20 protein-coding genes, 1 tRNA gene and 1 rRNA gene are annotated in these 23,530 nt (G+C 34.9%); 14 read left to right on the top strand and 8 right to left on the bottom strand.

The window, feature by feature from the left end; all coding sequences use genetic code 11:
- Positions 1-65: 65 nt before the first annotated feature.
- The 4 genes from AAGD76_RS03865 to hemF all read right to left on the bottom strand — a co-directional run bounded on the left by AAGD76_RS03865 (position 66) and on the right by hemF (position 3,026).
- Positions 66-752: a 16S rRNA (uracil(1498)-N(3))-methyltransferase gene (locus AAGD76_RS03865; RefSeq protein WP_341820397.1), complete on the bottom strand. Its 687-nt coding sequence runs from the start codon at positions 750-752 to the stop codon at positions 66-68.
- Between the two features lie 28 nt (positions 753-780).
- Positions 781-852: transfer RNA gene (locus AAGD76_RS03860), tRNA-Glu, on the bottom strand.
- A gap of 68 nt (positions 853-920) precedes the next feature.
- Positions 921-2,120, bottom strand: a complete 1,200-nt coding sequence (locus AAGD76_RS03855) for a hypothetical protein (protein ID WP_341820396.1) — start codon at positions 2,118-2,120, stop codon at positions 921-923.
- Between the two features lie 81 nt (positions 2,121-2,201).
- A complete protein-coding gene (gene hemF, locus AAGD76_RS03850; RefSeq protein ID WP_341820395.1) occupies positions 2,202-3,026 on the bottom strand; it encodes an oxygen-dependent coproporphyrinogen oxidase in 825 nt (274 codons plus the stop codon).
- Between the two features lie 160 nt (positions 3,027-3,186).
- Between hemF and AAGD76_RS03845 the strand changes: the two genes are divergently transcribed.
- From AAGD76_RS03845 to AAGD76_RS03835, 3 genes are all read left to right on the top strand, one after another.
- Positions 3,187-5,667: an ATP-binding protein gene (locus AAGD76_RS03845; protein ID WP_341820394.1), complete on the top strand. Its 2,481-nt coding sequence runs from the start codon at positions 3,187-3,189 to the stop codon at positions 5,665-5,667.
- 90 nt (positions 5,668-5,757) lie between these two features.
- Entirely contained in the window at positions 5,758-6,600 is an 843-nt protein-coding gene (locus tag AAGD76_RS03840) for a ParA family protein (protein ID WP_006280226.1), read from the top strand.
- Positions 6,597-7,448 (top strand): ParB/RepB/Spo0J family partition protein, encoded by an 852-nt coding sequence (locus tag AAGD76_RS03835; RefSeq protein ID WP_006279814.1) that lies wholly within the window; start codon positions 6,597-6,599, stop codon positions 7,446-7,448. The genes AAGD76_RS03840 and AAGD76_RS03835 overlap by 4 nt, the downstream gene beginning before the upstream one ends.
- A 112-nt stretch (positions 7,449-7,560) precedes the next feature.
- Here the strand turns inward: AAGD76_RS03835 and AAGD76_RS03830 are convergent, their stop codons facing one another.
- Together AAGD76_RS03830 and AAGD76_RS03825 are read right to left on the bottom strand one after the other, a co-directional pair.
- Positions 7,561-7,737 carry a hypothetical protein gene (locus AAGD76_RS03830; RefSeq protein WP_341820393.1) on the bottom strand — a complete coding sequence of 59 codons (177 nt, stop codon included), beginning with the start codon at positions 7,735-7,737 and terminating at the stop codon, positions 7,561-7,563.
- A gap of 509 nt (positions 7,738-8,246) precedes the next feature.
- Positions 8,247-8,861, bottom strand: coding sequence for a hypothetical protein (locus AAGD76_RS03825; RefSeq protein WP_264705839.1), 615 nt, complete (start codon positions 8,859-8,861; stop codon positions 8,247-8,249).
- A 153-nt stretch (positions 8,862-9,014) separates the two neighbouring features.
- On the opposite strand from AAGD76_RS03825, the gene AAGD76_RS03820 reads away from it, so the two are divergent.
- From AAGD76_RS03820 to AAGD76_RS03770, 11 genes are all read left to right on the top strand, one after another.
- Positions 9,015-10,519, top strand: a 16S ribosomal RNA gene (locus AAGD76_RS03820).
- Positions 10,520-10,619: 100 nt separating this feature from the next.
- The gene (gene sdhC, locus AAGD76_RS03815) at positions 10,620-10,997 is read left to right on the top strand and encodes a succinate dehydrogenase, cytochrome b556 subunit (protein ID WP_010963112.1); all 378 of its coding nucleotides are present in this window, start codon (positions 10,620-10,622) and stop codon (positions 10,995-10,997) included.
- Complete coding sequence (gene sdhD, locus AAGD76_RS03810; RefSeq protein ID WP_010963113.1) at positions 10,994-11,350, top strand: succinate dehydrogenase, hydrophobic membrane anchor protein; 357 nt, start codon at positions 10,994-10,996, stop codon at positions 11,348-11,350. Before sdhC ends, sdhD begins: the two co-directional genes overlap by 4 nt.
- 84 nt (positions 11,351-11,434) lie before the next feature.
- Entirely contained in the window at positions 11,435-12,673 is a 1,239-nt protein-coding gene (locus tag AAGD76_RS03805) for a hypothetical protein (RefSeq protein ID WP_341820392.1), read from the top strand.
- A 112-nt stretch (positions 12,674-12,785) separates the two neighbouring features.
- Positions 12,786-13,754 (top strand): mannose-1-phosphate guanylyltransferase, encoded by a 969-nt coding sequence (locus AAGD76_RS03800; protein WP_341820391.1) that lies wholly within the window; start codon positions 12,786-12,788, stop codon positions 13,752-13,754.
- A gap of 12 nt (positions 13,755-13,766) precedes the next feature.
- The gene (locus AAGD76_RS03795; RefSeq protein WP_341820561.1) at positions 13,767-14,078 is read left to right on the top strand and encodes a phosphomannose isomerase type II C-terminal cupin domain; all 312 of its coding nucleotides are present in this window, start codon (positions 13,767-13,769) and stop codon (positions 14,076-14,078) included.
- 128 nt (positions 14,079-14,206) lie between these two features.
- Positions 14,207-15,415, top strand: coding sequence for a hypothetical protein (locus AAGD76_RS03790; protein WP_070357004.1), 1,209 nt, complete (start codon positions 14,207-14,209; stop codon positions 15,413-15,415).
- A gap of 280 nt (positions 15,416-15,695) precedes the next feature.
- Positions 15,696-16,925, top strand: coding sequence for a lipoprotein-releasing ABC transporter permease subunit (locus AAGD76_RS03785; RefSeq protein WP_070357005.1), 1,230 nt, complete (start codon positions 15,696-15,698; stop codon positions 16,923-16,925).
- Positions 16,918-17,649: a hypothetical protein gene (locus AAGD76_RS03780; protein ID WP_038250643.1), complete on the top strand. Its 732-nt coding sequence runs from the start codon at positions 16,918-16,920 to the stop codon at positions 17,647-17,649. Before AAGD76_RS03785 ends, AAGD76_RS03780 begins: the two co-directional genes overlap by 8 nt.
- On the top strand, positions 17,646-18,866 hold the full coding sequence (locus AAGD76_RS03775; protein WP_007548692.1) for a hypothetical protein: 1,221 nt from the start codon (positions 17,646-17,648) through the stop codon (positions 18,864-18,866). The genes AAGD76_RS03780 and AAGD76_RS03775 overlap by 4 nt, the downstream gene beginning before the upstream one ends.
- A gap of 88 nt (positions 18,867-18,954) precedes the next feature.
- Positions 18,955-19,787, top strand: a protein-coding gene (locus AAGD76_RS03770) for an IS5-like element ISWpi1 family transposase (protein WP_341820157.1) whose coding sequence is annotated in 2 segments (ribosomal slippage) — positions 18,955-19,324 and positions 19,324-19,787 — 834 coding nt in all. Because the reading frame shifts where the segments join, the coding sequence is not laid out codon by codon here.
- On the opposite strand, the gene AAGD76_RS03765 is transcribed toward AAGD76_RS03770, so the two are convergent.
- Both AAGD76_RS03765 and AAGD76_RS03760 read right to left on the bottom strand, forming a co-directional pair.
- Positions 19,762-20,373: a hypothetical protein gene (locus AAGD76_RS03765; protein ID WP_341820390.1), complete on the bottom strand. Its 612-nt coding sequence runs from the start codon at positions 20,371-20,373 to the stop codon at positions 19,762-19,764. The two genes, AAGD76_RS03770 and AAGD76_RS03765, sit on opposite strands and share 26 nt — an antisense overlap.
- Positions 20,374-20,618: 245 nt before the next feature.
- On the bottom strand, positions 20,619-23,273 hold the full coding sequence (locus AAGD76_RS03760; protein WP_341820389.1) for a 2-oxoglutarate dehydrogenase E1 component: 2,655 nt from the start codon (positions 23,271-23,273) through the stop codon (positions 20,619-20,621).
- Positions 23,274-23,530 lie beyond the last annotated feature (257 nt).

Genomic DNA, 23,530 nt, shown 5'->3' with positions numbered 1-23,530 from the left:
GTCTACAGGGTTTTTGTGCGCGCAACACTGAACCAGATTTCTTTATCTTAGTCATATTTAAAAATCTAGCTACACCAATTGGTGAAAGTGAGTGCAGCAACTACAGCAGTATCGACCCTTAAAATTCTTTTTCCTAGACTCAATTTTTGACAAAACTTATCGGCAAGATCAAGTTCATAAGATGAAAAACCACCTTCAGGGCCAACAATAATAGCAACATTTTTTTTGCCTTCCAGCACTTTGTCAGCTTTACCTGTTTCATCACACAAAACAAAATTTTTACTCTGGGAATCAGGTAACTCACAAAAGTTAATAGGAGGCAAAATCTCTGGTATACTTATCCTACCTGATTGTTCCGCTGCTTCGATTGCTTGTAATTTTGCTCTACTTAGGTTAATATTTTTTACCACTGTACGTTCCGTTGAAATAAATTGAATGCAGATTACTCCCATTTCAGTTGCCTGTCTTACTATGTTGTTCAAAGCAGCACTTTTTACCATGGCACAATACAGGTATAAATTTTCCTCATATTGCTGTTGTTTAGTGCATTCTTTGGGTGTAACTTCTGTCAATTTACGCGATATATTAACTACTTCTCCTAACCATTCTCCATCTTTTCCATTAAAAAGAGAGAGATTATCATACTTCTTAAGCCGCATTACATTGCAAATATAGTGACTTTGTTGTGGATTAAGTGCTAAACTCACGCCTTGTGATAAAGCTTCTTCAACATAGAGCCTAATTTTTCCCATTCAAAACTTTAATTATATTCTACTTGAGTGACTCTTACGGGATTTGAACCCGTGTTACCACCGTGAAAGGGTGGTGTCCTAACCACTAGACGAAAGAGTCAACTTGAATCTAACTAGGTTATATCGATTACATATATAAAGTCAATTCAATTATTTTGAATCACATAGTTAGAGGGATATATCAGTAATCTTATATCGACAGCCTCCTATTACTCCATGCTCAATACTCACTGAACCTATCTCAGATTTAGGAGCTAATTCTAATTGTTGTTCAACTTTTGTATCGGAATCATAGCCAGAATCTCTACGCTCATATTTCTGCCTTATTTCTTCTACACTAAAGCCAGCCTTGGTCTTAATTTTTTGATCATTAGTCTGTTGCTGACTTATCGACTTATTAGCACTTAGCTCATTTAGCTTCACTTGCCAATCATTCACTTTATCTTGCACTAACCCATGGCAAGTTCCAGAATTAGCTTTTATGTCTTTTGCTTTTCTTTCTGCTCTTTTCTTGGACAAATCTACCCTAGCATAAATAGGTTCTGACGACTGTTCTGGCTCTTTCTGTTTTAGGCTAGTAGGCTTTTTTTGTTCTGAAAGATCATCTATAGTGCAATAAATAGGTTCTTCTGATATACTCAAATAACCACTATCTTCCAATGATAAATTTTCAGTGGATTTTTTATGTGAATCATATATTTCAGCATAAATAGATTCTTCTGATACACTCAAATAACCATTCTCCCCTAATGAGTTACTAACCTTAGCATCATACACCTCAGCGTAAATTGGCTCTTTTGAAGGCAAAGCATCATAATTAGTGCTCTTTGGCTTATACTCAAAAGTTCTAGAAGGTTTTTGAGGTGGTATTACATTGTTGTTCACCTCAGCGTACATAGTTATTGGCTCATATTCAGAGGTTCTAGGAGGTTTTTGTTGTATAGCTTCAACATTCAAATCATCTGTAGAATAATACTCTGCGCCTTTTCCTAGTAAAAAGGAAACTGTGGGGTGAAGAATTATCTCTGCTGGTAAGTTTTTCTCACTATCCAATTTTAGATTTTTTGATTCTGCTAAACTCTCAATAACACGAATTATAACATTCTTTCCATTCTCATCTATTGAGTGGATATCAGCTCCACGATTAATCAGCAATTCCATTATTTTGTGATCTGTAGCATGTCCTAAAGCCTGATTTAAAGCTTGATTATTATTTATATCAAATGATCCTGTATTCTTGAGAGACATAGTCTTTGAAAAGAATTTTCTAAAATTATTTAATGCATCATAGAGAATTAGAGTCAGTTTAACACCTTTTATGTCATTGTTTTTGACAGATTTAATTAAAAAATTATCTATTATGCCCATGATTATACCCCCTATATAAAAGCTCACTACCATGGTACAATTTTAAACTATGATGATTTATTTTCTACTAATAGCAGCTCTCTATAACCACTTAACAAGTGGTGGCATTGACATCATAATTGCATCTGGATTGCCGTCAGTCATTAAACCAAACCTTGTGCCACGATCGTATAACAGATTGAATTCTACATATCTGCCACGTTTTATTAATTGATTTTCTCGTTGTTCTTTTGTCCAAGATTTTTGTATATGTTTACGTATGATGTGCAAATAAATTTCCAAAAAGGCTTCACCTACTGCTTTTGTGAACTCAAAATCGTTTTCCCAGTTGCTAGAACTCAGATTATCATAGAAAATGCCACCAATACCACGCGGCTCTTTTCTGTGTTGTAAGAAAAAATAGTTGTCACATTGCTCTTTAAATTTTGGATAATATCCGGTGTCAAATCTATCACATGTCATTTTGATTGATTCATGAATATACTTGCAATCTTCTTCATTTCTATATATTGGCGTAAAATCCATTCCTCCACCAAACCATTGTTTTGAAGTATATATCAGCCTTGTGTTCATATGTGCTGCAGGGATAAGGGGCGATTGCATATGAGACACTAAAGATATACCGCTTGCCCAGAACTCTCCGTTACTTTCACTTGCACCAGGAATTTCATTAATGGCTGAATCTGCAAATTTTCCGTGTACTTTTGAAACGTTTACTCCAACTTTTTCAAAAACATTACCAAAAATAATTGTAGATTCACCACCTCCACCACCTGGGCGATCCCACTTTCTCTTTTCGATTTTTGGCTCTGCGGATGATTGTTTTTCAATTAATAAGAAAGATTCTATAATCTTATCTCTTAGTGCACAGAACCATTTAAATGCTTGTGTTTTTTGTTTTTCCATAATATCCTCTTGCTAGCTTATTAACATTGTTATATCTGATATTTAAGGAACTTAATTAGATTTGGATGATAATTATCTATCAAAGACGTTAATAAATCTATAATAATTAAATCAATATAATAGAACATTTTCGTATGTACAACAATGCCAAGTAACAATAATGAATAAAAGATACATAGATAACAAAAAAGAGAACAGGATTGACTTCATACTAAGAAATTATGGAATGTCAATTGTTGTGATGGCAGTTATTATGCTCTTACCTCCAGTAGCAATATCGATACTCTACTTTTTTGATATATATAGTCAGCATATTAATATAGAGATTAATTTATTAGTTAGCATTCTAACAACTCTCTTTATGATGTATAATGTAAAACGCTACAGATACCTACTTAATACTATAGAATTTCAAAATGCAATATTTGCAAATGCACTAAATCATAATACAGAATTTTGCCTTATTTTACATAAAGATGAAGGTATTATTTATGCTGATGCAAGGTTCTACGAAAGGTTTAAAGATCATATAGATGATGACATTACGTTAGGCAAGATTCTTGAAATAGGAGATGTTTCAGAAGCAGACAAAAAAGTACTCTATCATGCACTAAAAAATAACTCTTCTGTACAGGTATGCATTTCCTTAAACAAGAAGAATAGAGTATCTAACTTTCTTTTGCTCTTTGAGCCGATACCAGATAATCCCCAAATTGCTATAAATAGTAATAAGATTTTAAATTTATCATTAGTGCCAATAGCAAGGCCAGATGGGTATTTTGTATTAAAAGCAACACAGATAAACAAGGAGCAGATATATGAAGAGTTAATAGAAAAACACAGCATAGGAACTTACATTGCAAATGCCAAAGGGGTGATTTTATCTGTAAATAAAAGATTTTTAGACATATTTGAACTAAAAAAACTGGAAAAAGGTAGCTCAATCAGTGATTTTATATCTCAATCTAAATATAACAATACAACAACCGATAATGAAATTTTGTTTTTTACTATAAGTGGTATTCCATTCAAGGCTTATATGAGCACTGCTATATTTTGTGATAAATACAACCATAGCTATATATATGGCTTTATAACACCAACCGAATCAAATATTGTTGATTATCAATTACACCCTTGTTTTGCAAATTCATCAATTGCTATTGCACAATGTGACATAAACGGCAACTTTGTAAAGAAAAATACGGCACTAATAAAGCTTGCAGGGTCAGATAATAATTCAATCTTTACGTTGATATTGGATAGTTATCATGTGAAAATACGTGAATATTTTTCGAGTAATAGAATAAATAATGCGTCTTTTGATGTACAGCTCAACGGCGGTAATAACATAAAAATATATTTCAATAAGTTTCTTCATAATAAAATGATCTTCATACTTTGTTATTTTATTGACAATACTGAACACAAAAACCTAGAGATAAAGCTTGAGCATTATCAAAAGATGCAAGCTATAGGGCAGTTAGCAGGTGGTATTGCGCATGATTTCAACAATATATTGACTGGGATAATAGGATTTTGCGATTTGCTTTTACTCCAACACTCAGCTGGTGACCCATCTTTTGGAGATATAATACAGATACAGCAAAATGCAAAGCGTGGATCAAATTTAGTAAGACAATTGCTTGCTTTCTCAAGAAGACAGACCTTGCAGCCAAAAATTATTGATGTAAATAATACTATAGCTAATCTTTATGAAATGATAAAAAGATTAATAGGTGAAAATATAAAATTTAATGTTTATTATGGTAGAGACTTGGGTGCTGTTAGGGCTGATCAAGGGCAATTAGAGCAAGTTATACTTAACTTAGCAGTCAATGCTAGTGCTGCTATGGAAAAGGGCGGAGAATTAACTATACGAACCTTTAATCAAAAGATTGACTCATTAAATTCTACACCTCAGGATATGTTTTCTCCAGACAAGGAAGCGATTGAACATGGAAATTATGTTGTGATTGAAGTAATTGATACTGGATGTGGAATGACGAGTGATACAACTGAAAAGATCTTTGATCCATTTTTTTCTACCAAAGATATTACCTCTGGTACAGGTCTTGGCCTCTCTACTGTATATGGCATTATTAAACAAACTGAAGGATACATCTATGTTGCTAGCAAAGTAAATCATGGAACTAAATTTAGCATATTTTTGCCCATGGTTTACATATCAGATGAAAATGATAGAGAGGAAGATAGTGAAGAAACAGAAAAACCGGTAGTAAGTGAAATTAAAGGTAATGGTATAATTTTATTAATCGAAGATGAAGATTCAGTAAGGGAATTCATCTCTAAAGCACTCAAAAGAAAAGGATTTGATGTAATAGAAGCAAGCATAGGCGGCGAGGCGCTAGAAATAATCAGTAAAAAAAGTCAACACATAGATCTTATAATCACTGATGTAATCATGCCAGAGGTGAGCGGCCCAGAAATAGTTAAAGAAGCATTGATCTATAGGCCAAATATCAACGTTATTTTTATTTCTGGGTATGCAGAAGATGCTTTTTTAAAGAGTGATGACATCAATATAGAAGATTTTCACTTTTTGCCAAAACCATTCACTCTGAATGAATTAGGAAACAAGGTTCAAAGTGTGTTACACAAAGCAAAAAAGACAGTCTAATTTTAGTGTGGTTAACAACAAAAAAATTTTCTAATGCAAAAGTTTCTTGCATATATACAATAGAATTATTTTATACATAAGATAAAAGGCGTGAGCAAGATTATTGCAATAGTAAATCAAAAGGGTGGAGTTGGCAAAACCACAACTAGTATAAATTTATCGACAGCCTTTGCTGCTGTGGGAAAAAGCACTTTATTGGTAGATCTTGATCCTCAAGGAAATGCTAGCACCGGACTCGGGATTTCTTACCGTAGTAGGGAAGAAAAAAACATATACAAAATACTACTAAGCAGCGAAAATAAATTGATAGAATCGGCAATTTTCAATATAAAGGAAATTCCGAATTTATCGCTAATTTCGTCAGTAGTTGATTTGTCAGCTGCAGAAATTGAATTATCGCAACTTGAGCGAGGAAAATTCGTACTAAAAAGCGCATTGGAGAAGATACGCGATAATTATGAGTATATAATCATCGATTGCCCTCCATCACTTGGGCTTCTGACCATAAATGCTTTGACTGCTGCTAATTCTATTATTGTTCCTCTTCAGTGTGAATTTTTTGCTCTGGAAGGATTAAGCCATTTAGTTAAAACTGTGGAGCTAATAAAAAGGAATAACCTAAACCCTTTTTTGGCAATAGAAGGGATAGTGTTAACAATGTATGACAGGCGCAACAAACTTAGTGAGCAGATTAAAAACGATATTTGTCAGTATTTAAATGATAAAGTATACAAAACTATCATCCCATTGTATGAGACTGTTATTCCACGTAACGTACGGTTATCAGAAGCGCCTTCTCATGGAAAACCCGCTATTGTGTATGATCTTAAGTGTCCTGGTGCACAAGCATATATAAGTTTGGCAAGGGAAATTTTAAAAAAGCACGCGAGCAGTTGTAAGGAGAAGAAACTAGTAAGCGAGGGCGTAGTATGAAGGATGATAGACGCCTCGGCAGAGGTCTTGCCGGCCTCATAGGCGATAATTATGATAATAAAGAAGATCGACAAGAGCATTTGCCTATTTCATTACTGCACCCAAGCAAATTTCAACCGAGGAAACATTTTGACGAGGAGTCATTAAGAGAACTTGCAAATTCGATAAAGAAAAGTGGCATTATACAGCCTATCGTGGTACGCAAAGATTCAAATGATGATGGTTATGAAATAATAGCTGGAGAACGTCGTTGGCGAGCAAGCAAGATTGCAAATCTTGATAGTGCACCGGTTATCATAAAAGATCTGAGCGACAAGGAATGCTTGGAAGTATCCATTATTGAAAACATACAAAGGCAAGATATTAATCCAATAGAGGAAGGTGAAGCTTACAGAAAACTGATAGATGAGTTTTTCTATACACATGAGGAATTAGCTTCAGCTATAGGCAAAAGCCGCAGCCACATAACCAATATGATTCGGATGTTGTTGCTCCCTGATAGGGTGAAAACAATGATCAATGAGAAAAAATTGTCTATGGGTCATGCAAGAGCGTTGATTAATGTTGAAAATGCGGAAAGTATTGCAGAAAAAATAGTTTCTCAGGGCTTAAGCGTTAGACAAACTGAAAAACTGATAAAGGACCTACATCAAAACAACAATCAAAAAGAGCAGAGATATACTAGAAATCAAGATATGACAGTAATAGAAGGCGCTATATCTTCTCAACTTGGTTTAAAGATCAAAATTAATGACAACAATTCTAAGGGTAAAGTTATGATACGGTATGATAATCCAAATGAATTGGATTTGATATTGAAAATTTTGAATAGGAAACTTGAGGCATAGCTAGTAGTTGGCTAGCAAAGCAACAAACCAATATCAACTGTTGGTGTCATGAAAGTAGCTGACACTGGAATCCAGGAATTTTATTAAGTTGGTAAGCATAAAAGTATAACTTCTACGTCATACCGCCGCGGTATCCGCTAACAAGCAGCGGGGTGACGATTGTCAGGGTAGCTGTCATCCCAGCGCCCTGACTACTTGGATCCAGGAAAAAGAATGGTGTCATCCCAGTGCGTGATACCCTAGTAGAAATCGTTTTTGTAATTGCAACATTCGTGCAATCTTTAGCCATAAATATTTAAAAAATTTACCAAATGAAAAAAAAGGCAAAAGAAACCCCGTGGTGGTTGGCTATTTACCATGTACTAAAATATCGGCGTTTTTTTTATTCTAAAACGCTTGATTAAGAGCGATTTAGCTGCTTTTAACTTGCAACTAACCTACACCGCAAGTGTTTAAGAAATTTACTAAGCAGGAAAAAAGGCAAAGAAACCCCGTAGTAGCTAGCATTCAAATTCTCCCTTGTCAATTTGACGTTTTTTGCTGTCTTAAACGCTTTGTAAGCGCGTTTCGGCTTATATAGGTAAAAACCCAGAAATTTTTAAAGACATGCGATGCACGTAGTGCGAAAAATTAAACATGAGACGCCAAATACCCTAAGTTTTTTGTCATTAACCTGCACAGATTGCGAAGATAAATAAATAGCTTCAGTTTTATGATAAGGGAGCTGGCGAGGCTTGTCAAGGAAGTTTTTCGTTTCATCCAATGCGCTGCCAAAAGCTATGCAAAAAGTCCAATGAGTTAACTCCCATATATCCGGAGTAGTTCTTGTGCATTAGCCTTTATTAGAGTAGGGCATTTTCTGTCATTTAATAGGGAACGCAATACTTCAGTTGCACCTTTAATGTCGTTATTGTGTATCTTTACTACAGCGATAGCTTCTTGGCTTGAATAAGGATACACTGCACTTGATTCTAAATTATCAATTTTATCTTTATTTATTTTTTCACCGTTGGAGTGAAGTAAGCTCATTACTTCTAAATATTGTGCTAACTCACGCAAAACATTAGGAGCATCTTTATCATCTGCCAAATCATTATAAATAGATGCTGTGTCTGTTGGCATTGAATCTGAGATATGATTGAATGCGCGTTCAAAATTTGCTAAATACTCCCAATTTGAATCTATTTCTTCTAGCAGCGGCTTATTATCTTTTTTTAAGAATAATACTTCGTAAAACTTGTCACCTGCAGTTATAGATTGTTTTGTGTTATCAATGTTGCGCAATAAGTATAATGTGATGCCAACTAACATTGGCGCGAGTGCAAGCAGAAAGATGTATTTTTTCATGGTAATATTCCAAATAGTTATATATTTATACATTAATGCTTTTGATTTGCAAAAACATATTGACATAGTGATTATATCACATAATAATATTCTTAAAGTTGTTTGAATAGTTGGAGATTAAAATATTTCTAAAGTAGAAATAAAGACAGCAGTATTAAGCTAAATTATTTTTTGTCGGATTTATCCGATGTACCCTCAACCTTTTATAGGTTGAAGTCTAAATTTGAGAGTTTGATCCTGGCTCAGAATGAACGCTGGCGGCAGGCCTAACACATGCAAGTCGAACGGAGTTATATTGTAGCTTGCTATGGTATAACTTAGTGGCAGACGGGTGAGTAATGTATAGGAATCTACCTAGTAGTACGGAATAATTGTTGGAAACGGCAACTAATACCGTATACGCCCTACGGGGGAAAAATTTATTGCTATTAGATGAGCCTATATTAGATTAGCTAGTTGGTGGAGTAATAGCCTACCAAGGCAATGATCTATAGCTGATCTGAGAGGATGATCAGCCACACTGGAACTGAGATACGGTCCAGACTCCTACGGGAGGCAGCAGTGGGGAATATTGGACAATGGGCGAAAGCCTGATCCAGCCATGCCGCATGAGTGAAGAAGGCCTTTGGGTTGTAAAGCTCTTTTAGTGAGGAAGATAATGACGGTACTCACAGAAGAAGTCCTGGCTAACTCCGTGCCAGCAGCCGCGGTAATACGGAGAGGGCTAGCGTTATTCGGAATTATTGGGCGTAAAGGGCGCGTAGGCGGATTAGTAAGTTAAAAGTGAAATCCCAAGGCTCAACCTTGGAATTGCTTTTAAAACTGCTAATCTAGAGATTGAAAGAGGATAGAGGAATTCCTAGTGTAGAGGTGAAATTCGTAAATATTAGGAGGAACACCAGTGGCGAAGGCGTCTATCTGGTTCAAATCTGACGCTGAGGCGCGAAGGCGTGGGGAGCAAACAGGATTAGATACCCTGGTAGTCCACGCTGTAAACGATGAATGTTAAATATGGGAAGTTTTACTTTCTGTATTACAGCTAACGCGTTAAACATTCCGCCTGGGGACTACGGTCGCAAGATTAAAACTCAAAGGAATTGACGGGGACCCGCACAAGCGGTGGAGCATGTGGTTTAATTCGATGCAACGCGAAAAACCTTACCACTCCTTGACATGGAAATTATACCTATTCGAAGGGATAGGGTCGGTTCGGCCGGGTTTCACACAGGTGTTGCATGGCTGTCGTCAGCTCGTGTCGTGAGATGTTGGGTTAAGTCCCGCAACGAGCGCAACCCTCATCCTTAGTTACCATCAGGTAATGCTGGGGACTTTAAGGAAACTGCCAGTGATAAACTGGAGGAAGGTGGGGATGATGTCAAGTCATCATGGCCCTTATGGAGTGGGCTACACACGTGCTACAATGGTGGCTACAATGGGCTGCAAAGTCGCGAGGCTAAGCTAATCCCTTAAAAGCCATCTCAGTTCGGATTGTACTCTGCAACTCGAGTGCATGAAGTTGGAATCGCTAGTAATCGTGGATCAGCACGCCACGGTGAATACGTTCTCGGGTCTTGTACACACTGCCCGTCACGCCATGGGAATTGGTTTCACTCGAAGCTAACGACCTAACCGCAAGGAGGGAGTTATTTAAAGTGGGATCGGTGACTGGGGTGAAGTCGTAACAAGGTAGCAGTAGGGGAATCTGCAGCTGGATTACCTCCTTAGGCTTTGCACATAATTTACCATTTTTAATGATGGTGTTGTTATGTGCTATACTGCTGTCTTTACTTCTACTTTATTTTAATTTCCCGATAACGGAATTTTATGAGTGATAGACCTCTTTCTCCACATTTACAAATATATAAAGTACAAGTTACTAGTTTTTTCTCTATTATGCATAGATTGACTGGTATCTTGCTATTCCTTTTATTAATGATACTTTCTTGGTATTTCATATTACATGTTTACTTTCCTGAGTTACTTATAGTAAGGTACTTAAATGCATTATTATTCACTCCTGTTGCTAAATTAGCTTATGTCTTATGTTTTATAAGTTTTGTATATCATTTTCTTAATGGTATTCGTCATTTATTGTGGGATGTTGGGCTTAATTTAGAAATTACTGGCGTTTCAAGGAGTGCTATACTGCTGACAGTAACGCTACTTCTTTCTACTATGGCTTTTTTATTTATGTTTATATGAGTCAGTCTGGAAATTCAGTACATCATTGGTGGGTTCAGCGTGTTTCTGCGGTAATTTTACTGTTCCTGTTTCCTTGGTTTATCTATTCATTTTCTTGCACATTTTATACTGATAGCTCTTTGTCTTTTAGTGAAAAATTTATTAATCACCCTCTAGAGCTTTTATTTTTTGTTGTATTGTTGTTTTGCATTTTTTGGCACGCAGTTCTTGGAATGCAGGTAGTATGCGAAGATTATATACACAGCGTACCTTTGAGGATTTTTACAATTACATGCATAAAGTACTTATCAAGCATTACTTATATAACCCTCGCTTTTACAATCTTTATCTTCTACAGGCATATTTTCTTGTAAAATCACCGGTGCTGTGTTAATATATTATTAGTGTACTAGTTTTATTATTGAACTATAGCATTATAGCGATTTTGGTTTGACAATATGTTTGAAGCATTAAAAAAGGGAGCAATAGATCTTACACTTAAAGCAAAAGGTCTGCTTACTTCACCTGAATCTCAAGTTTACGTCGAAGACCTTAGAAAGGTAATGATGTATGATGGAAGGAAATGCCAGTATCCAAAAAATTATGATCAAATTGTACAGTCTGCTAAAATCATAGAAAACAGGGATATGCATGGAAATGCTATACTAGATAAAGATAAAAATCCAACCTATAAACTTTTGTATGGTCAAAAAGATGAGAATGGAGAACAACCAAGTTTCAGATTATCTTTAGTTACCAAAGATAAAGATAATGATAGATCTTATTTTACTATCAATTATATAGACAATCAGGGTAAGCAAATTCCGATAAATGAGTTGCATAAGTCATATTTTGAGCCATTAGGCTTTTCGAGAATGGATTTGAAAAAACACGTGCCAATTTTTGAAGCTGAAAAAACTAAGGATCCTCAATATCCATTTGAATTAACTAATTCTTCTGTGCTAACTAAAGAGGTAAAAAATAAAGAAGGTAAAGTTCAGGAAGTTGTTGATGAAAAAGGAAGAAATGGAGAATTATTATACACTAGTGATTACAAGAAGCTAAGCACCCATTTTTCAGAAATTAGAGATCAGAATGGTAATCTAGAGCTAGATAAAAGTCTTATATCTGTTCCTATCGTTTTTGCTACAAGTTTAGCTAAAGTTTGTACTAAATTGTTGACTTCTCTTTCTATAAAGTTAGGGGAGCATTTAATAAGCGAACAAAACCCAATTGCAAAGTCTTTTGGTTATCTTTTATTTACTCCTGCAATGGCAGTAAAAAATTTAGTGGATATGGGAGCTACCATACTTAAGGCTCCAATTTTATTGTTTGTAGCAAATGAGAAAAAATATGGTGATGCTTACTACACCATGTGGAAACACCAACTGAAAGGATGTTTGGAAGAAGCAAAAAGTGACTTTAATGTTATTAAAGGTGAAGAAAGGCTAAAGCCGGATCATGGGAATCGTGATTCACTAGTGGGCACATGGGATGAGCTTAACGCTAGAAGGCCAAAGAAACAAGGGGATGATAAAGAAGTTAGCAAGAGTAATGAAATACTAAAGAGTCCTGAGGAAGAACAAAATAAGGGTAATGAAATATTAAGTGATAAAAGAAAAGGTCATGTTGAGGAATTACAAAATAGAAGAAATTCACAGCAAGGGCAAGGCGCTACACATGATCACTCTCATTAGCAATTACTTTAAATCAACATTTACTTTCTTTATTAACTATTCCACAACAAAAACTTGCATGTATTTTGCCCTCAGTATAAGATATTAATTATTTAATTAATATCTTAACTAAATGCGCCCTGTAATATTGTGTGGTGGTAGTGGTAGCAGACTTTGGCCTTTATCTAAGCCAAAGCAATTTCAGAAAATATTTAGTCAGAACACTATGTTTCACAACACTTTGTTGAGGCTAAAAAGCGATTATATGCCGCCCATAATTGCTACAAATATACAGTACGAGTCATTAGTGATGGAGGAATTGCATGCACTGCAAGAATATAAAGTGATTTTCGAACCAGTGAAAATTGGAACAGCAGCGGCAATATTAATTGCTGCACTTCTCTGCAATGAAAACGAGACAATGTTAATTCTGCCTTCAGACCATTTTATAGGTGATTTGAATAGTTTTTATGCTTCTACTCAAAAAGCGTCTAAGTTAGCCTCTGAAACTAACTCTATAGTCACTTTTGGGGTTAAGCCTCATGAATTCAATTCTGAATACGGCTATATAAATGCAGTATATGATCAGAAAGAAAAATGTCATATAGTGAAAGATTTTACAGAAAAGCCCGAGCGTAAGTTAAGTAACGATCATTATTGGAACTCTGGAATATTTGTGTTTAAAGCAAAACGCTACATAGATGAGATTAAAAAATCTGCCCCGAATCTTTACAATTTATGTTTTAAATATTTCACACCGCAAGAGAGATTTCTGTATTTAAAACAACGAGATTTTGCAGGAATTGAAGGCATATCCATTGATTACTTGGTGATGGAGAAAGCAAAAAACGTTGCAATGATAGAAGCTAATTTCGATTGGTTGGATGTTGGAACTTGGAATTCAGTTTTAGAATTGAGTGAGAAGTTTAGTAAAGAACCGGCATCATTTCAGCATGTGATTAGAGAAAAAGAACCAGTTTCAACGACAGAAAGTAATAAAAATTTATTGAGTGGAGCTTGTAAGCAACCAAACAAAAGTCTAATTTCATTTATTCATAAAGTTAAGAAAGTAAAGGTGATAAGGAAAGAAGTTAAACCATAGGGATTTTATAGTATAATTTTAATGAGCGAAAATTTTCTTATAAAATATCTTTTTATCAATCCATTAAGCTGCACTTCTAAGCAATTCCATCACTATAGAGATGAATACCATATAGTGCTATCAGGAGTTGGATATGTTAGTTTAGAAGACAAAGAATATGCTATAGCAAAGGACCATATGATAGAAATCCCAAGGGAAGTTTCCCATAGGATTGAAAATAGAAGCACAAGCTTTCCACTTGAAATAGTTGAATTTCAGATAGGAGAGCATTTATCTGATAATGATATAGTGAGATTGGATGATGTATATGGAAGAATATGGTAACGCCATAAATGCATTTGTTGGCAATTTATAATATGGGTATAGCTGCTTTATGTAAAAAATAATATTTACTAAATCTTAATATTTTAAACCTATACCCATATTTTAATAAATAATGAGTTGTAATTAATATGAAGGATCCATTTAAAAGTGACAATTATAGAGAAAATCTCGGTTTCCTTAAAGAAGCTATAAAAGCAAGAGATGAGTTAGTAACTATTAGACATTATAATAAAACGGTAAGGGATTTATCTCAGGCATTAAAGCGTTTTACAGATAAGGCAGAAGATGTAGCTAAGTTTGTTATACGTAGTGACTCAATTGATTATGTAAAATCGATGAATGGAAAGCCATCAGGTCTTAAGATATTAAAGGAAATATTGAATAGAATCTCGGGAAGAAATGTTCCAGTTAAGAATATAAGTAGTTTTATTGATAAATTACCTCCTCCTACTTCAATGACAATCTTTGAATATCTAGAGGCTTATCGTAAAATTTCAGGTTTGGAGCAAGTTGAAAGAGGAAATATTGCAATAGCTCCAGAAAAGCCAGAACGCAGTTTTCTAAAAGAAGATAGACAAGTAGAAGTTAATTATAATGATTCAGGCCATGGAAATTCATTAGATGAAAAGCCTGGATACAAAGAGATATCAAATTATCAAGAGAAGAAGAGTAAAATTTTAACAGAAAATTCACAAAGTTCAAAATCGCCTAGAGAAGAGCTAATTTATGTAACAGTTCCTAAAGAACATATGGAAGCAAAAAGAGAACTTAAACAAAAACAACAATCTAAACCTCCAATATTGCCAAAACCATCAATAGCACCCCCATTGCCAAAAAAAATGTTTACTGCTGGTCAAGAAGTTAGACAAAAACCAAAAGTAGTAGGAACTGTTCCTAAATCAACTAAAGATAAACCTGAATTACCACTAAAACTTAAAAAGTTAGGTCATACTGATCAAAAATCAAGCACAAAGCTAGAAATGGTAGTATCTTCTATGGAAAAAGAAATTAATTATAATATCGATATTAAAGTACAAGAGATAAGAAAAAAATTCAAACAAAATCAAGCAAAAGAAAGTCCTAATGCGCAAACTATTGAAAGCAGGACCCCTCCTGTTGCACAAGTGAATATAGATGTGGAGAAAAAAACTAGGCCATCACCAAAAGTTGCTTCCCAATCTCGCTTATTTCCAATGAGGGATGAAATATCTCAGATGAATCCCTTATCAGCAAAATCTGATCCGAGACCTCATGTTAGCAAAAATGCTCTTCTCACAGATGTAAATGTAAAGCAACTAGTTGTACAATTTGAAAATTATGGAAGGAAAGAATTATAACTTATTGAATAAACCCAATAATATTCTTGATTTTTTCTATGTTATAAAAGCACAAGCTCTCCACTTGAAATAGTTGAATTTCAGATAGGAGAGCATTTATCTGATAATGATATAGTGAGGTTGGATGATGTATATGGAAGATTTTGAAATTCTAATGTTAAAGATACTCTATAAGTCTGCTAAATTTAAGGAAGCAAAAATCTCTAGTTTTTAAATAAAGAAAAGTCTACAATTATACGAAGTTTCAAAAATATAATGTCTAACCTCAAAATATTTTGTAATGTCCATTGCCTTTGAAATTACTATGGCTGCTTGCTATTTGCGAGCAAGAAATGCCAGATTTTGCTCTATAATGACTTTGTTCTCTATTATCGGCATTGCCCTTGGAGTTGCAACACTAATAGTGGTGATGTCTGTGATGAACGGATTCAGAGCAAAGTTGCTTGACTCAATACTTGGCATTGATGGCCATATTAACGTTTATTTTGATAGGAACATAAATTCAGATTACTACGCAGTTTCAAAATCTATTGAGAGAATTCCTGGTATATTAAAAGCTACTCCTATGACCAATGATCAAGTTATTATTGTAGCAAATGGTAAAATTGCAGGTAGCGTAGTGCGAGGTGTGTCAACTAAAGATTTGCTTGATAGTACTGCCGTTACAAATAATGTAATTATAGGTGATGTAAAAAAATTTGATGAAGGGATAATAATAGGAGCACGCTTAGCAGAAGTTTTGAACATTGACTATGGCGACGAAATTACGTTTATATCATCTGAAGAATTTGATGCATTACTTGGTGAAATGCCGCGAATGAAAAAATATAAAGTTATAGCAATATTTGATATGGGTATGTTTGAGTATGATAATACCTTGATATATATGCCTCTAAAATCAGCACAAGCCTTTTTTAATTATAAAAATAGCATAAAAAATATAGAAGTACTTGTAGACGACGTTACTAGAGCTGATAAGCTGGCAGATGCTATAGAAAAAGAAATAGGAATGGAAGCTGAAAGTTGGCAATCACAGCAAAGCCATTATTTTAGTGCTTTAAAAACTGAAAGAAATGTGATGTTTTTAATTCTCACTTTGATTATAGTTGTAGCAGCGTTTAATATTATCTCAAATTTAATGATGATAGTGCAAGAAAAGAAATCCGCGATTGCAATTATGCGTACATTTGGTGCAACAAGTGGAAGCATTATGCGTATATTTTGCGCTTGTGGTCTATTAATCGGTTTTACGGGAACTTGTCTTGGCTGTATTATAGGTGTCGTTTTTTCTCTCAATATCGAAAGCATTAGAGTGTTTTTAGAAAACATTACTAACGTCAAGCTGTTTGATCCTATGATATACTTTTTTTCAAGTTTGCCAGTGATATTAGTACCCCAAGACGTAGTAAATATTTCTGCACTTGCGTTACTCTTATCATTTTTAGCGACAATTGCTCCTGCGTTGCAGGCAGCTGCACAAGACCCTGCGGAGATACTACGTTATGAATGATACTCAGCAAAAGTACATAGGTTGGTTCTTAATTGTATTGTTATTTACCGGTTACATCACAATAAATAACATAATCTTTTTAAAAATAAATCAGCAAGAGAGTGAAAACAATGTGAAAGCTTTAACGGAAAACATGGATGAATTTAGAATGTTGCTTGAAGTTAATCAATCTAGAATAGAAAAAAAGATATTTGACCTCAAGAGAAGTCAGCATACTCAATGTGAGCAAGGTGATAATAACTCAAGATGTAAGAACCTTGCAAAATTGCTATTACTTGTGGTTAAAATGAAGAATTCGTTATTGCGAGAAGCAAAATTTGATAACCATATAAATTCAATAAAGCCTTTGATATCAGAGCTTGACGATCCAGAGATAGAAAATGCAGTAGATGAATTAGAAAATTTGAAAGAGATAAATACCTTACACGAATTGAAGTTATCTTTTGAAAAAACTATTGATACTATCGATTACAACAAAAGTACATTGTCTAAAAAAATCATTTCAAACTGGATAAAGGTAGACGACCGAAATGATCCATTAAGAGTAAAATTCGCAGAAATTGAGGAGTCAATAAATGATAATGATTGGCAAAATATAACTGTTACAGTAAGCAATTTAACGCATTCAGAATTCAAGCCATGGCTGAATAAATTGAATGGTTTTATTGTAGCTTCTAAGAATATTTCAACAATATATCATCACTTATTACAATATATCTCATGATTTATTTTATAATTTTCGCTTTTTCGTTTTTATTTGGTATATGGGTCAAGGTAAGTGGTGAAGTAATAAAATTGGAATTAGGCAATTACACTATAAGTATTGATCTATATTTCATTATTTTTACTTGTGTAGTTTTATTATTTTTATTAATTACACTTGTACGCTTTTTTTCCTCCATTTCATCAACATTTGCCAACATAAGAAATAGAAGAAGGGATAGGGAAGAATTGCTTCTCTTTGAAGCTTTCTTTAGCATAGACTTAGACAATATAGAGAATGCCCAAAAGCTAGTTAAAAGTCTGAGTGAGGAGAGCGATAGGTTGTCTTTAATAAAGCTCTTTAACTCAGGTAAGACGGGAAATTACAGCTTTTTCAGTAACGGTTTAACAAATATTGCAAATAAAAATCGTAACTTAGCTCTACTTCTAGCCAATAAGCTGATTGTCCACCTCAAACAAGAAAAAGTAGTCTTTCAAAAATTTATAGAATATTGCTCTAGTTCAATTAACGATAAAATGCTATCTATTCCCTTTCAAATAGAGCATTGCATATTGAAAGAAGATTGGATTAATGCAATTTTGAGGTTGAAGGAAGCAGTTAAGTCCAATATTTTTCTCCCCTTTGATCATAAAGAAATGTTTGCAGTGTTTTATTGCGCTTTAGCAAAGCAATATGAAAGTAAAGGAAATTTTAAGGAGGCTATAAAGTCTTTATTTAGAGCACAACGTTATAGTGCAATTTTTCAGCCCATCAATTATTTAAAGGCAGAATTATATATTAAACTTGGAAAAATCAGAAAAGCTTCTGCAGTGCTAGAGGCAGAGTATACAGTAAATCCTACTCCTCAGTCAGCTAAAATGTACATCAATTTAAATAGTAAAGGTGCTGAAAGACTATACAACTTACGCCCTGATTATTATTTTAGTTACTGTTTACTTGCTTTGTCCTCAATGAGTTCAGGTAAATATGATCTTGCAAGTCAATATTTAGACACTGCTATGAAAAAAGCTAATTACATGTCAATCTACTTTATTGTAATACAACTCAAGGTTACATTGCAAGAACACGACAAGGTAATTTATTGGCTAAACAAGATGGGCTCAGAAGCTTTGCCTGATCCAGGCTGGAAATGTAAAAATTGTAACAGGGAACTAGAACAATGGGATCATAAGTGTTCAAGTTGTAATAGTTTTAATTGTGTTTATTATATATTATAAAATTCCACAAAGTGTAGAAATTACCATTAGAGGTTGTCCGGAAACAAGTAAAAGGCTATAATATCTGAAATTTTAGTACGGGGTAAAGATGAGAAAAAAGTATCCAACAGATCTAAGCGAAAGGGAATGGGCAAGAATAGAAAAACACTTCAGAGTATCATACAAGAAAGGAGGAAGGCCGCCAAAGTATAGCAAAAGAGAAATATTAGAAGCAATTTTCTATGTATTGCGTACAGGGTGTCAATGGCGGTATTTACCAAATGATTTTCCGCTATGGAAGACTGTGTATGAGCAGTTCAGGCAATGGAAGAAGCAGGGAATTTTTGAGAAAATGAATTATGAAATTACAAAATATAGTAGAAGAAAAATAGGAAGGAATGAGCAGCCGAGTGCCTGTATAGTAGATAGTCAATCTGTAAAGACTACAGAAAAGGGGGGATCAAAGGCTATGATGGAAGTAAAAAAGTAAAGAGTAGAAAAAGGCATATAATTACAGACACTCAGGGTTTTATACTAGGTTGTTACGTAGGTGCTGCTAACGAAAATGATAGAGATGGTATTAAAATAGCATTAAACAATATGAGAACAAAATATACTAAAGTTAAAAAAATGTGGGCTGACATGGGATACCAAGGAAGAAATTTAAAGAATCACATAAAGGAAGAATATGACATAGATATTGAAATTGTTAAAAGGCCTCCATGTAGATTTTGGGTGCACAAAGATACGCCACCTGAGCTACTACCAACAAGAGAACAAGGGTTTAAAGTACAGCCAAGAAGATGGGTTGTAGAAAGGACTTTTGCTTGGGTTAATAGGAATAGAAGGCTATCGAAGGAGTATGATTTACTCACAACATCCACTGAGAATTTCATATACCTAGCTATGAGTAGGGTTATGTTAAAGAGGGAATATGCTTGAATTTACTAGTTTCCGGACAACCTCTAATACAAGATAATACTAAATCCGAATTCTTTGTTGCTAAAATTCCATTCAAAAAGATATCTAATTTTGTTTTATCTTCAGTTAAGTCTTCAGCTAACCTATTTCTGATATTCTCATTGTCAAACACAATGTACTCGAGGTACGAGGAAGGCTCAATAAGTATAAAGTCCTCTAAAGGTACTAGTTCTAAACAGTTGTCAGCATAAGCAAATATTCCACACTCAGTAATACGCCCTCTTCTTCTCACAACACAGCACTTGGGAAGACTATGATACATTGATAACAAAGAAAAAAGACGTATTATACTTGTACCTCTATCTTTCATTTCCTCGAAAAGCTTCCTATCATTTATTAATTTGTGCAAAATGTAATCCATAGCAGGACCTGGTTTGCGGAAATGAAACATATTATTCTCTTCAAAAATGGCCTCAGCTAATTCGATAGATTCTTTATCCTCATCTATGAAAGCTTTTTCATTTCTATTTAACTGTATGATCTCAGCTTTGCTATCTCTGCGTAGACCAGTTCTCCTTATTAACATCTCAAATATTTTTGTATTCATATATATCCTATATTAGTTAAAGTAAATATTAATAATGTTTACTTTTTAAATAAAAATAAATGAAAATTTTAATAAAAATTATATTTTTTTTAATAGAATAAAAATCTTTTATATTTGCTTGAGTACCAAAAGGGCTTTATTGGTGTAATGCGTTTTCTATTGCGCCTGGCCGCAGCGCGTGATGCAACCGGATTCAAGTGTCAGCTACTTTTATAGCACCACTTCTGCTTCAATAACTGTAAATACTAAGCGATCTGTCTTAAAATCTCCTCTTGTTGCTGAGTGTGAACACTAACATAACCACATGCAGGAGATGCAGCAGCAGGTCTTGCGATACACTTAGGTCTTTTTGCTTGAATATTGAGATTGGATAACACTTCTTCTATCAATGGGTTGACAAAAAACCATCCTCCCATATTTTTTGGTTCTTCTTGACACCATATAATTTCAGCGTTCTCGTATTTCTCAAGTTCACTGCTTAGTTTATCGGCCGGAAACGGATAGAATTGCTCCAAACGTATTACTGCTATATCGTTTATTTTTTGTGCTTCACATACTTCAATTATGTCGTAGTAAACTTTACCACTGCATATTACAACTTTACGTATTTTATCATTTAAAACCAAATCTGTTCTATATTCTGGGATTACCGTGAGGAATTTTCCTTCAAAATCGGATAGGTTAGAAACTGCTCTTTTATGACGCAGTAGTGATTTAGGTGTAAACACTACTAAAGGCTTGCGAAAGTCTCTATGCATTTGTCTGCGTAAGACATGGAAGTAATTCGCCGGAGTGGAACAATTAACTACCTGCATATTATCCTCTGCGCAGAGTTGCAAAAATCTCTCTATACGTGCGGAGCTATGCTCAGGTCCCTGTCCTTCATAACCATGAGGCAGCAACAAAACTAGACCGCTTGATCGCAACCACTTTGTTTCTGCAGATGCAATAAACTGGTCGATCATAATTTGTGCACCATTTGCAAAATCACCAAATTGTCCTTCCCAGAGCACCAGTGAATATGGGGAATCAAGGCTATATCCATATTCAAAGCCCATTACAGCATACTCTGATAAAGCGCTATCTATGACCTCAAAGTGAGCTTGCTTTTCATTTATATTGTTTAGCGGAATAAATGCTTCTTCTGTTACCTGATCAACAAGCCTTGAATGACGGTGCGAAAAAGTGCCACGACCAGAGTCTTGGCCTGATAAGCGCACTCCTATTCCTTCTGTGAGCAGTGACGCAAACGCAAGACTTTCGGCAGTTGCCCAGTCTATATTACTACCAAAATTTATGCTGTCTATTCTGCCATCGAGTATTTTTCTAACCTTATTGTTAATGTTAAAGTTACTTGGGATATTGCTATTTATACGCACACCTAATTTTTTCAGCTCATCTGGCGGAACACCAGAATCCGTGTAGTATTCGCTCAAATCGTTCAGCTTTGCTCTTCTTAATTTTGACCACACTCCACCGAACCAGTCAGCTTTTTTTGGAGTGTAAGCCGCTGATTCAGCAAGACTTTTATCTAATTTTGCCCTGAATTCACTGCACAATTTATTTACTTCATCGCCATCTAATACTTTCTCTGCAGTCAATTTTTCTTCATACAATGTTCCAGGAGTTTTATGCTTTGATATCGCCTTATACATAAGTGGCTGAGTGAAATTCGGTTCATCACCTTCATTATGGCCATATTTGCGGTAGCACATTATGTCAATTACTACGTCCTTTTTAAATTTCTGCCTATATTCCATCGCCAGACTTGTAGCAAAACTCACAGCTTCCGGGTTATCTCCATTGACGTGAAACACTGGAGCTTCTATTGATTTTGCTATATCAGTACAGTAAAAAGAGGATCGCGCACAACACGGATTAGCAGTAAAACCAACTTGGTTATTAATAACAATGTGCACAATGCCATCTACCTTATAACCTTCAATATTGCTTAAGGTTAGAGTTTCAGCAACCACTCCTTGGCCGATGAAAGCCGCATCACCATGAATTGATATGCCAAGCACAGATTTTATATTCTGTTTTGCTCTTATTCTTCCAGCCAAAACCGGATTTACCGCTTCAAGGTGAGATGGATTAGGGCATAAACTTAAATGTATTTTCTTACCACCGGCAAGTGTTTGATCAGAAGAGTAACCAAGGTGATATTTAACATCACCGGACACCTCAAGACCACCTGGATATGCAAGATTGCCTTGAAATTCAGATAGCATTGCCGCATATTCTTTGCCCATAACTTTGGTTAGAATATTGAGTCGTCCGCGGTGAGCCATGCCAAGAACTATTTCTTCAATACTAAAAGCTGCAGAATCACTAATGATTCTCTCAATTGCAACGATAGCTGATTCCCCACCTTCGATAGAAAAACGTTTATATCCAGGAAATTTCATATGGAGAAATTGCTCGAACATCTCAGATTCGATCAAGTGCCTCAGTATTTCCTTTTTATCTTGTGAACTCAGCGTATAGGTTTGATTTTCGATCTTTTCCTGCAGCCACATCCTCTCCTCATAAGAGGAGATATGCATAAATTCAAAACCGATGTTCTTGCAGTAAATATCTCTATAGATTCCAGCGTCACTTGCCGGAGATAGATTCGAGTATTTTTGATAATCTACTTCCTTATTCACATTGGGTGATAACGGATTAAGATCCGCAAAAAAATGACCGTAAGATCTGAAAAAATTTGCTGAACTAGAAACTGAATCATCCACCTTAGTTACATGTTGTGCACCGCAGGTCTCCGCTTTATTAACTTCTAAATTGCTTGAAAAAATTCTATACCAATCCTCCCCGATTGATTTATCACCCTGCAAATAACGGCTATACATTTCTTCCACAAATTCTGCATTATCACCATAAAGGCAGCTTAAACTCGACATAATCACTATAAAAAGTATCAAATACTTATAAGTATAACTTAAGTTTTTTAAAAAAGAACTTTTTTAGTTTCTATACGTCATACCGCCGCGGTATCTCTTAACATAGATCCCGCTAACACGTAGCGGGATGACAATTGTCAGGGTGTCATTCCAGCCCGTGACGCTGGAATCCAGTTTTTATTTGCAGCCTACTTGACTCGAAGCTAAGTTTCCTGGATCCAAATAGTCAAGGCACTGGGATGACAAAAAAAGGAGCA

It is taken from the genome of Wolbachia endosymbiont (group A) of Cydia strobilella (assembly GCF_964026745.1).
In the GTDB taxonomy this organism is placed as follows: domain Bacteria; phylum Pseudomonadota; class Alphaproteobacteria; order Rickettsiales; family Anaplasmataceae; genus Wolbachia; species Wolbachia pipientis.
This window is presented reverse-complemented; position numbering and strand designations above follow the sequence as displayed.

Excerpts from the sequence above, each read along its gene's own strand:
- AAGD76_RS03805 (WP_341820392.1), top strand. The coding sequence starts at position 11,435 with ATGTTTGAAGCATTAAAAAAGGGAGCAATAGATCTTACACTTAAAGCA.
- AAGD76_RS03760 (WP_341820389.1), bottom strand. The coding sequence starts at position 23,273 with ATGTCGAGTTTAAGCTGCCTTTATGGTGATAATGCAGAATTTGTGGAA.
- sdhD (WP_010963113.1), top strand. The coding sequence starts at position 10,994 with ATGAGTCAGTCTGGAAATTCAGTACATCATTGGTGGGTTCAGCGTGTT.
- hemF (WP_341820395.1), bottom strand. The coding sequence starts at position 3,026 with ATGGAAAAACAAAAAACACAAGCATTTAAATGGTTCTGTGCACTAAGA.
- AAGD76_RS03775 (WP_007548692.1), top strand. The coding sequence starts at position 17,646 with ATGATTTATTTTATAATTTTCGCTTTTTCGTTTTTATTTGGTATATGG.
- AAGD76_RS03865 (WP_341820397.1), bottom strand. The coding sequence starts at position 752 with ATGGGAAAAATTAGGCTCTATGTTGAAGAAGCTTTATCACAAGGCGTG.
- AAGD76_RS03855 (WP_341820396.1), bottom strand. The coding sequence starts at position 2,120 with ATGGGCATAATAGATAATTTTTTAATTAAATCTGTCAAAAACAATGAC.
- sdhC (WP_010963112.1), top strand. The coding sequence starts at position 10,620 with ATGAGTGATAGACCTCTTTCTCCACATTTACAAATATATAAAGTACAA.
- AAGD76_RS03790 (WP_070357004.1), top strand. The coding sequence starts at position 14,207 with ATGAAGGATCCATTTAAAAGTGACAATTATAGAGAAAATCTCGGTTTC.
- AAGD76_RS03765 (WP_341820390.1), bottom strand. The coding sequence starts at position 20,373 with ATGAATACAAAAATATTTGAGATGTTAATAAGGAGAACTGGTCTACGC.
- AAGD76_RS03785 (WP_070357005.1), top strand. The coding sequence starts at position 15,696 with ATGTCCATTGCCTTTGAAATTACTATGGCTGCTTGCTATTTGCGAGCA.
- AAGD76_RS03825 (WP_264705839.1), bottom strand. The coding sequence starts at position 8,861 with ATGTCAATATGTTTTTGCAAATCAAAAGCATTAATGTATAAATATATA.
- AAGD76_RS03845 (WP_341820394.1), top strand. The coding sequence starts at position 3,187 with ATGAATAAAAGATACATAGATAACAAAAAAGAGAACAGGATTGACTTC.
- AAGD76_RS03830 (WP_341820393.1), bottom strand. The coding sequence starts at position 7,737 with ATGGCTAAAGATTGCACGAATGTTGCAATTACAAAAACGATTTCTACT.
- AAGD76_RS03835 (WP_006279814.1), top strand. The coding sequence starts at position 6,597 with ATGAAGGATGATAGACGCCTCGGCAGAGGTCTTGCCGGCCTCATAGGC.
- AAGD76_RS03800 (WP_341820391.1), top strand. The coding sequence starts at position 12,786 with ATGCGCCCTGTAATATTGTGTGGTGGTAGTGGTAGCAGACTTTGGCCT.
- AAGD76_RS03780 (WP_038250643.1), top strand. The coding sequence starts at position 16,918 with ATGAATGATACTCAGCAAAAGTACATAGGTTGGTTCTTAATTGTATTG.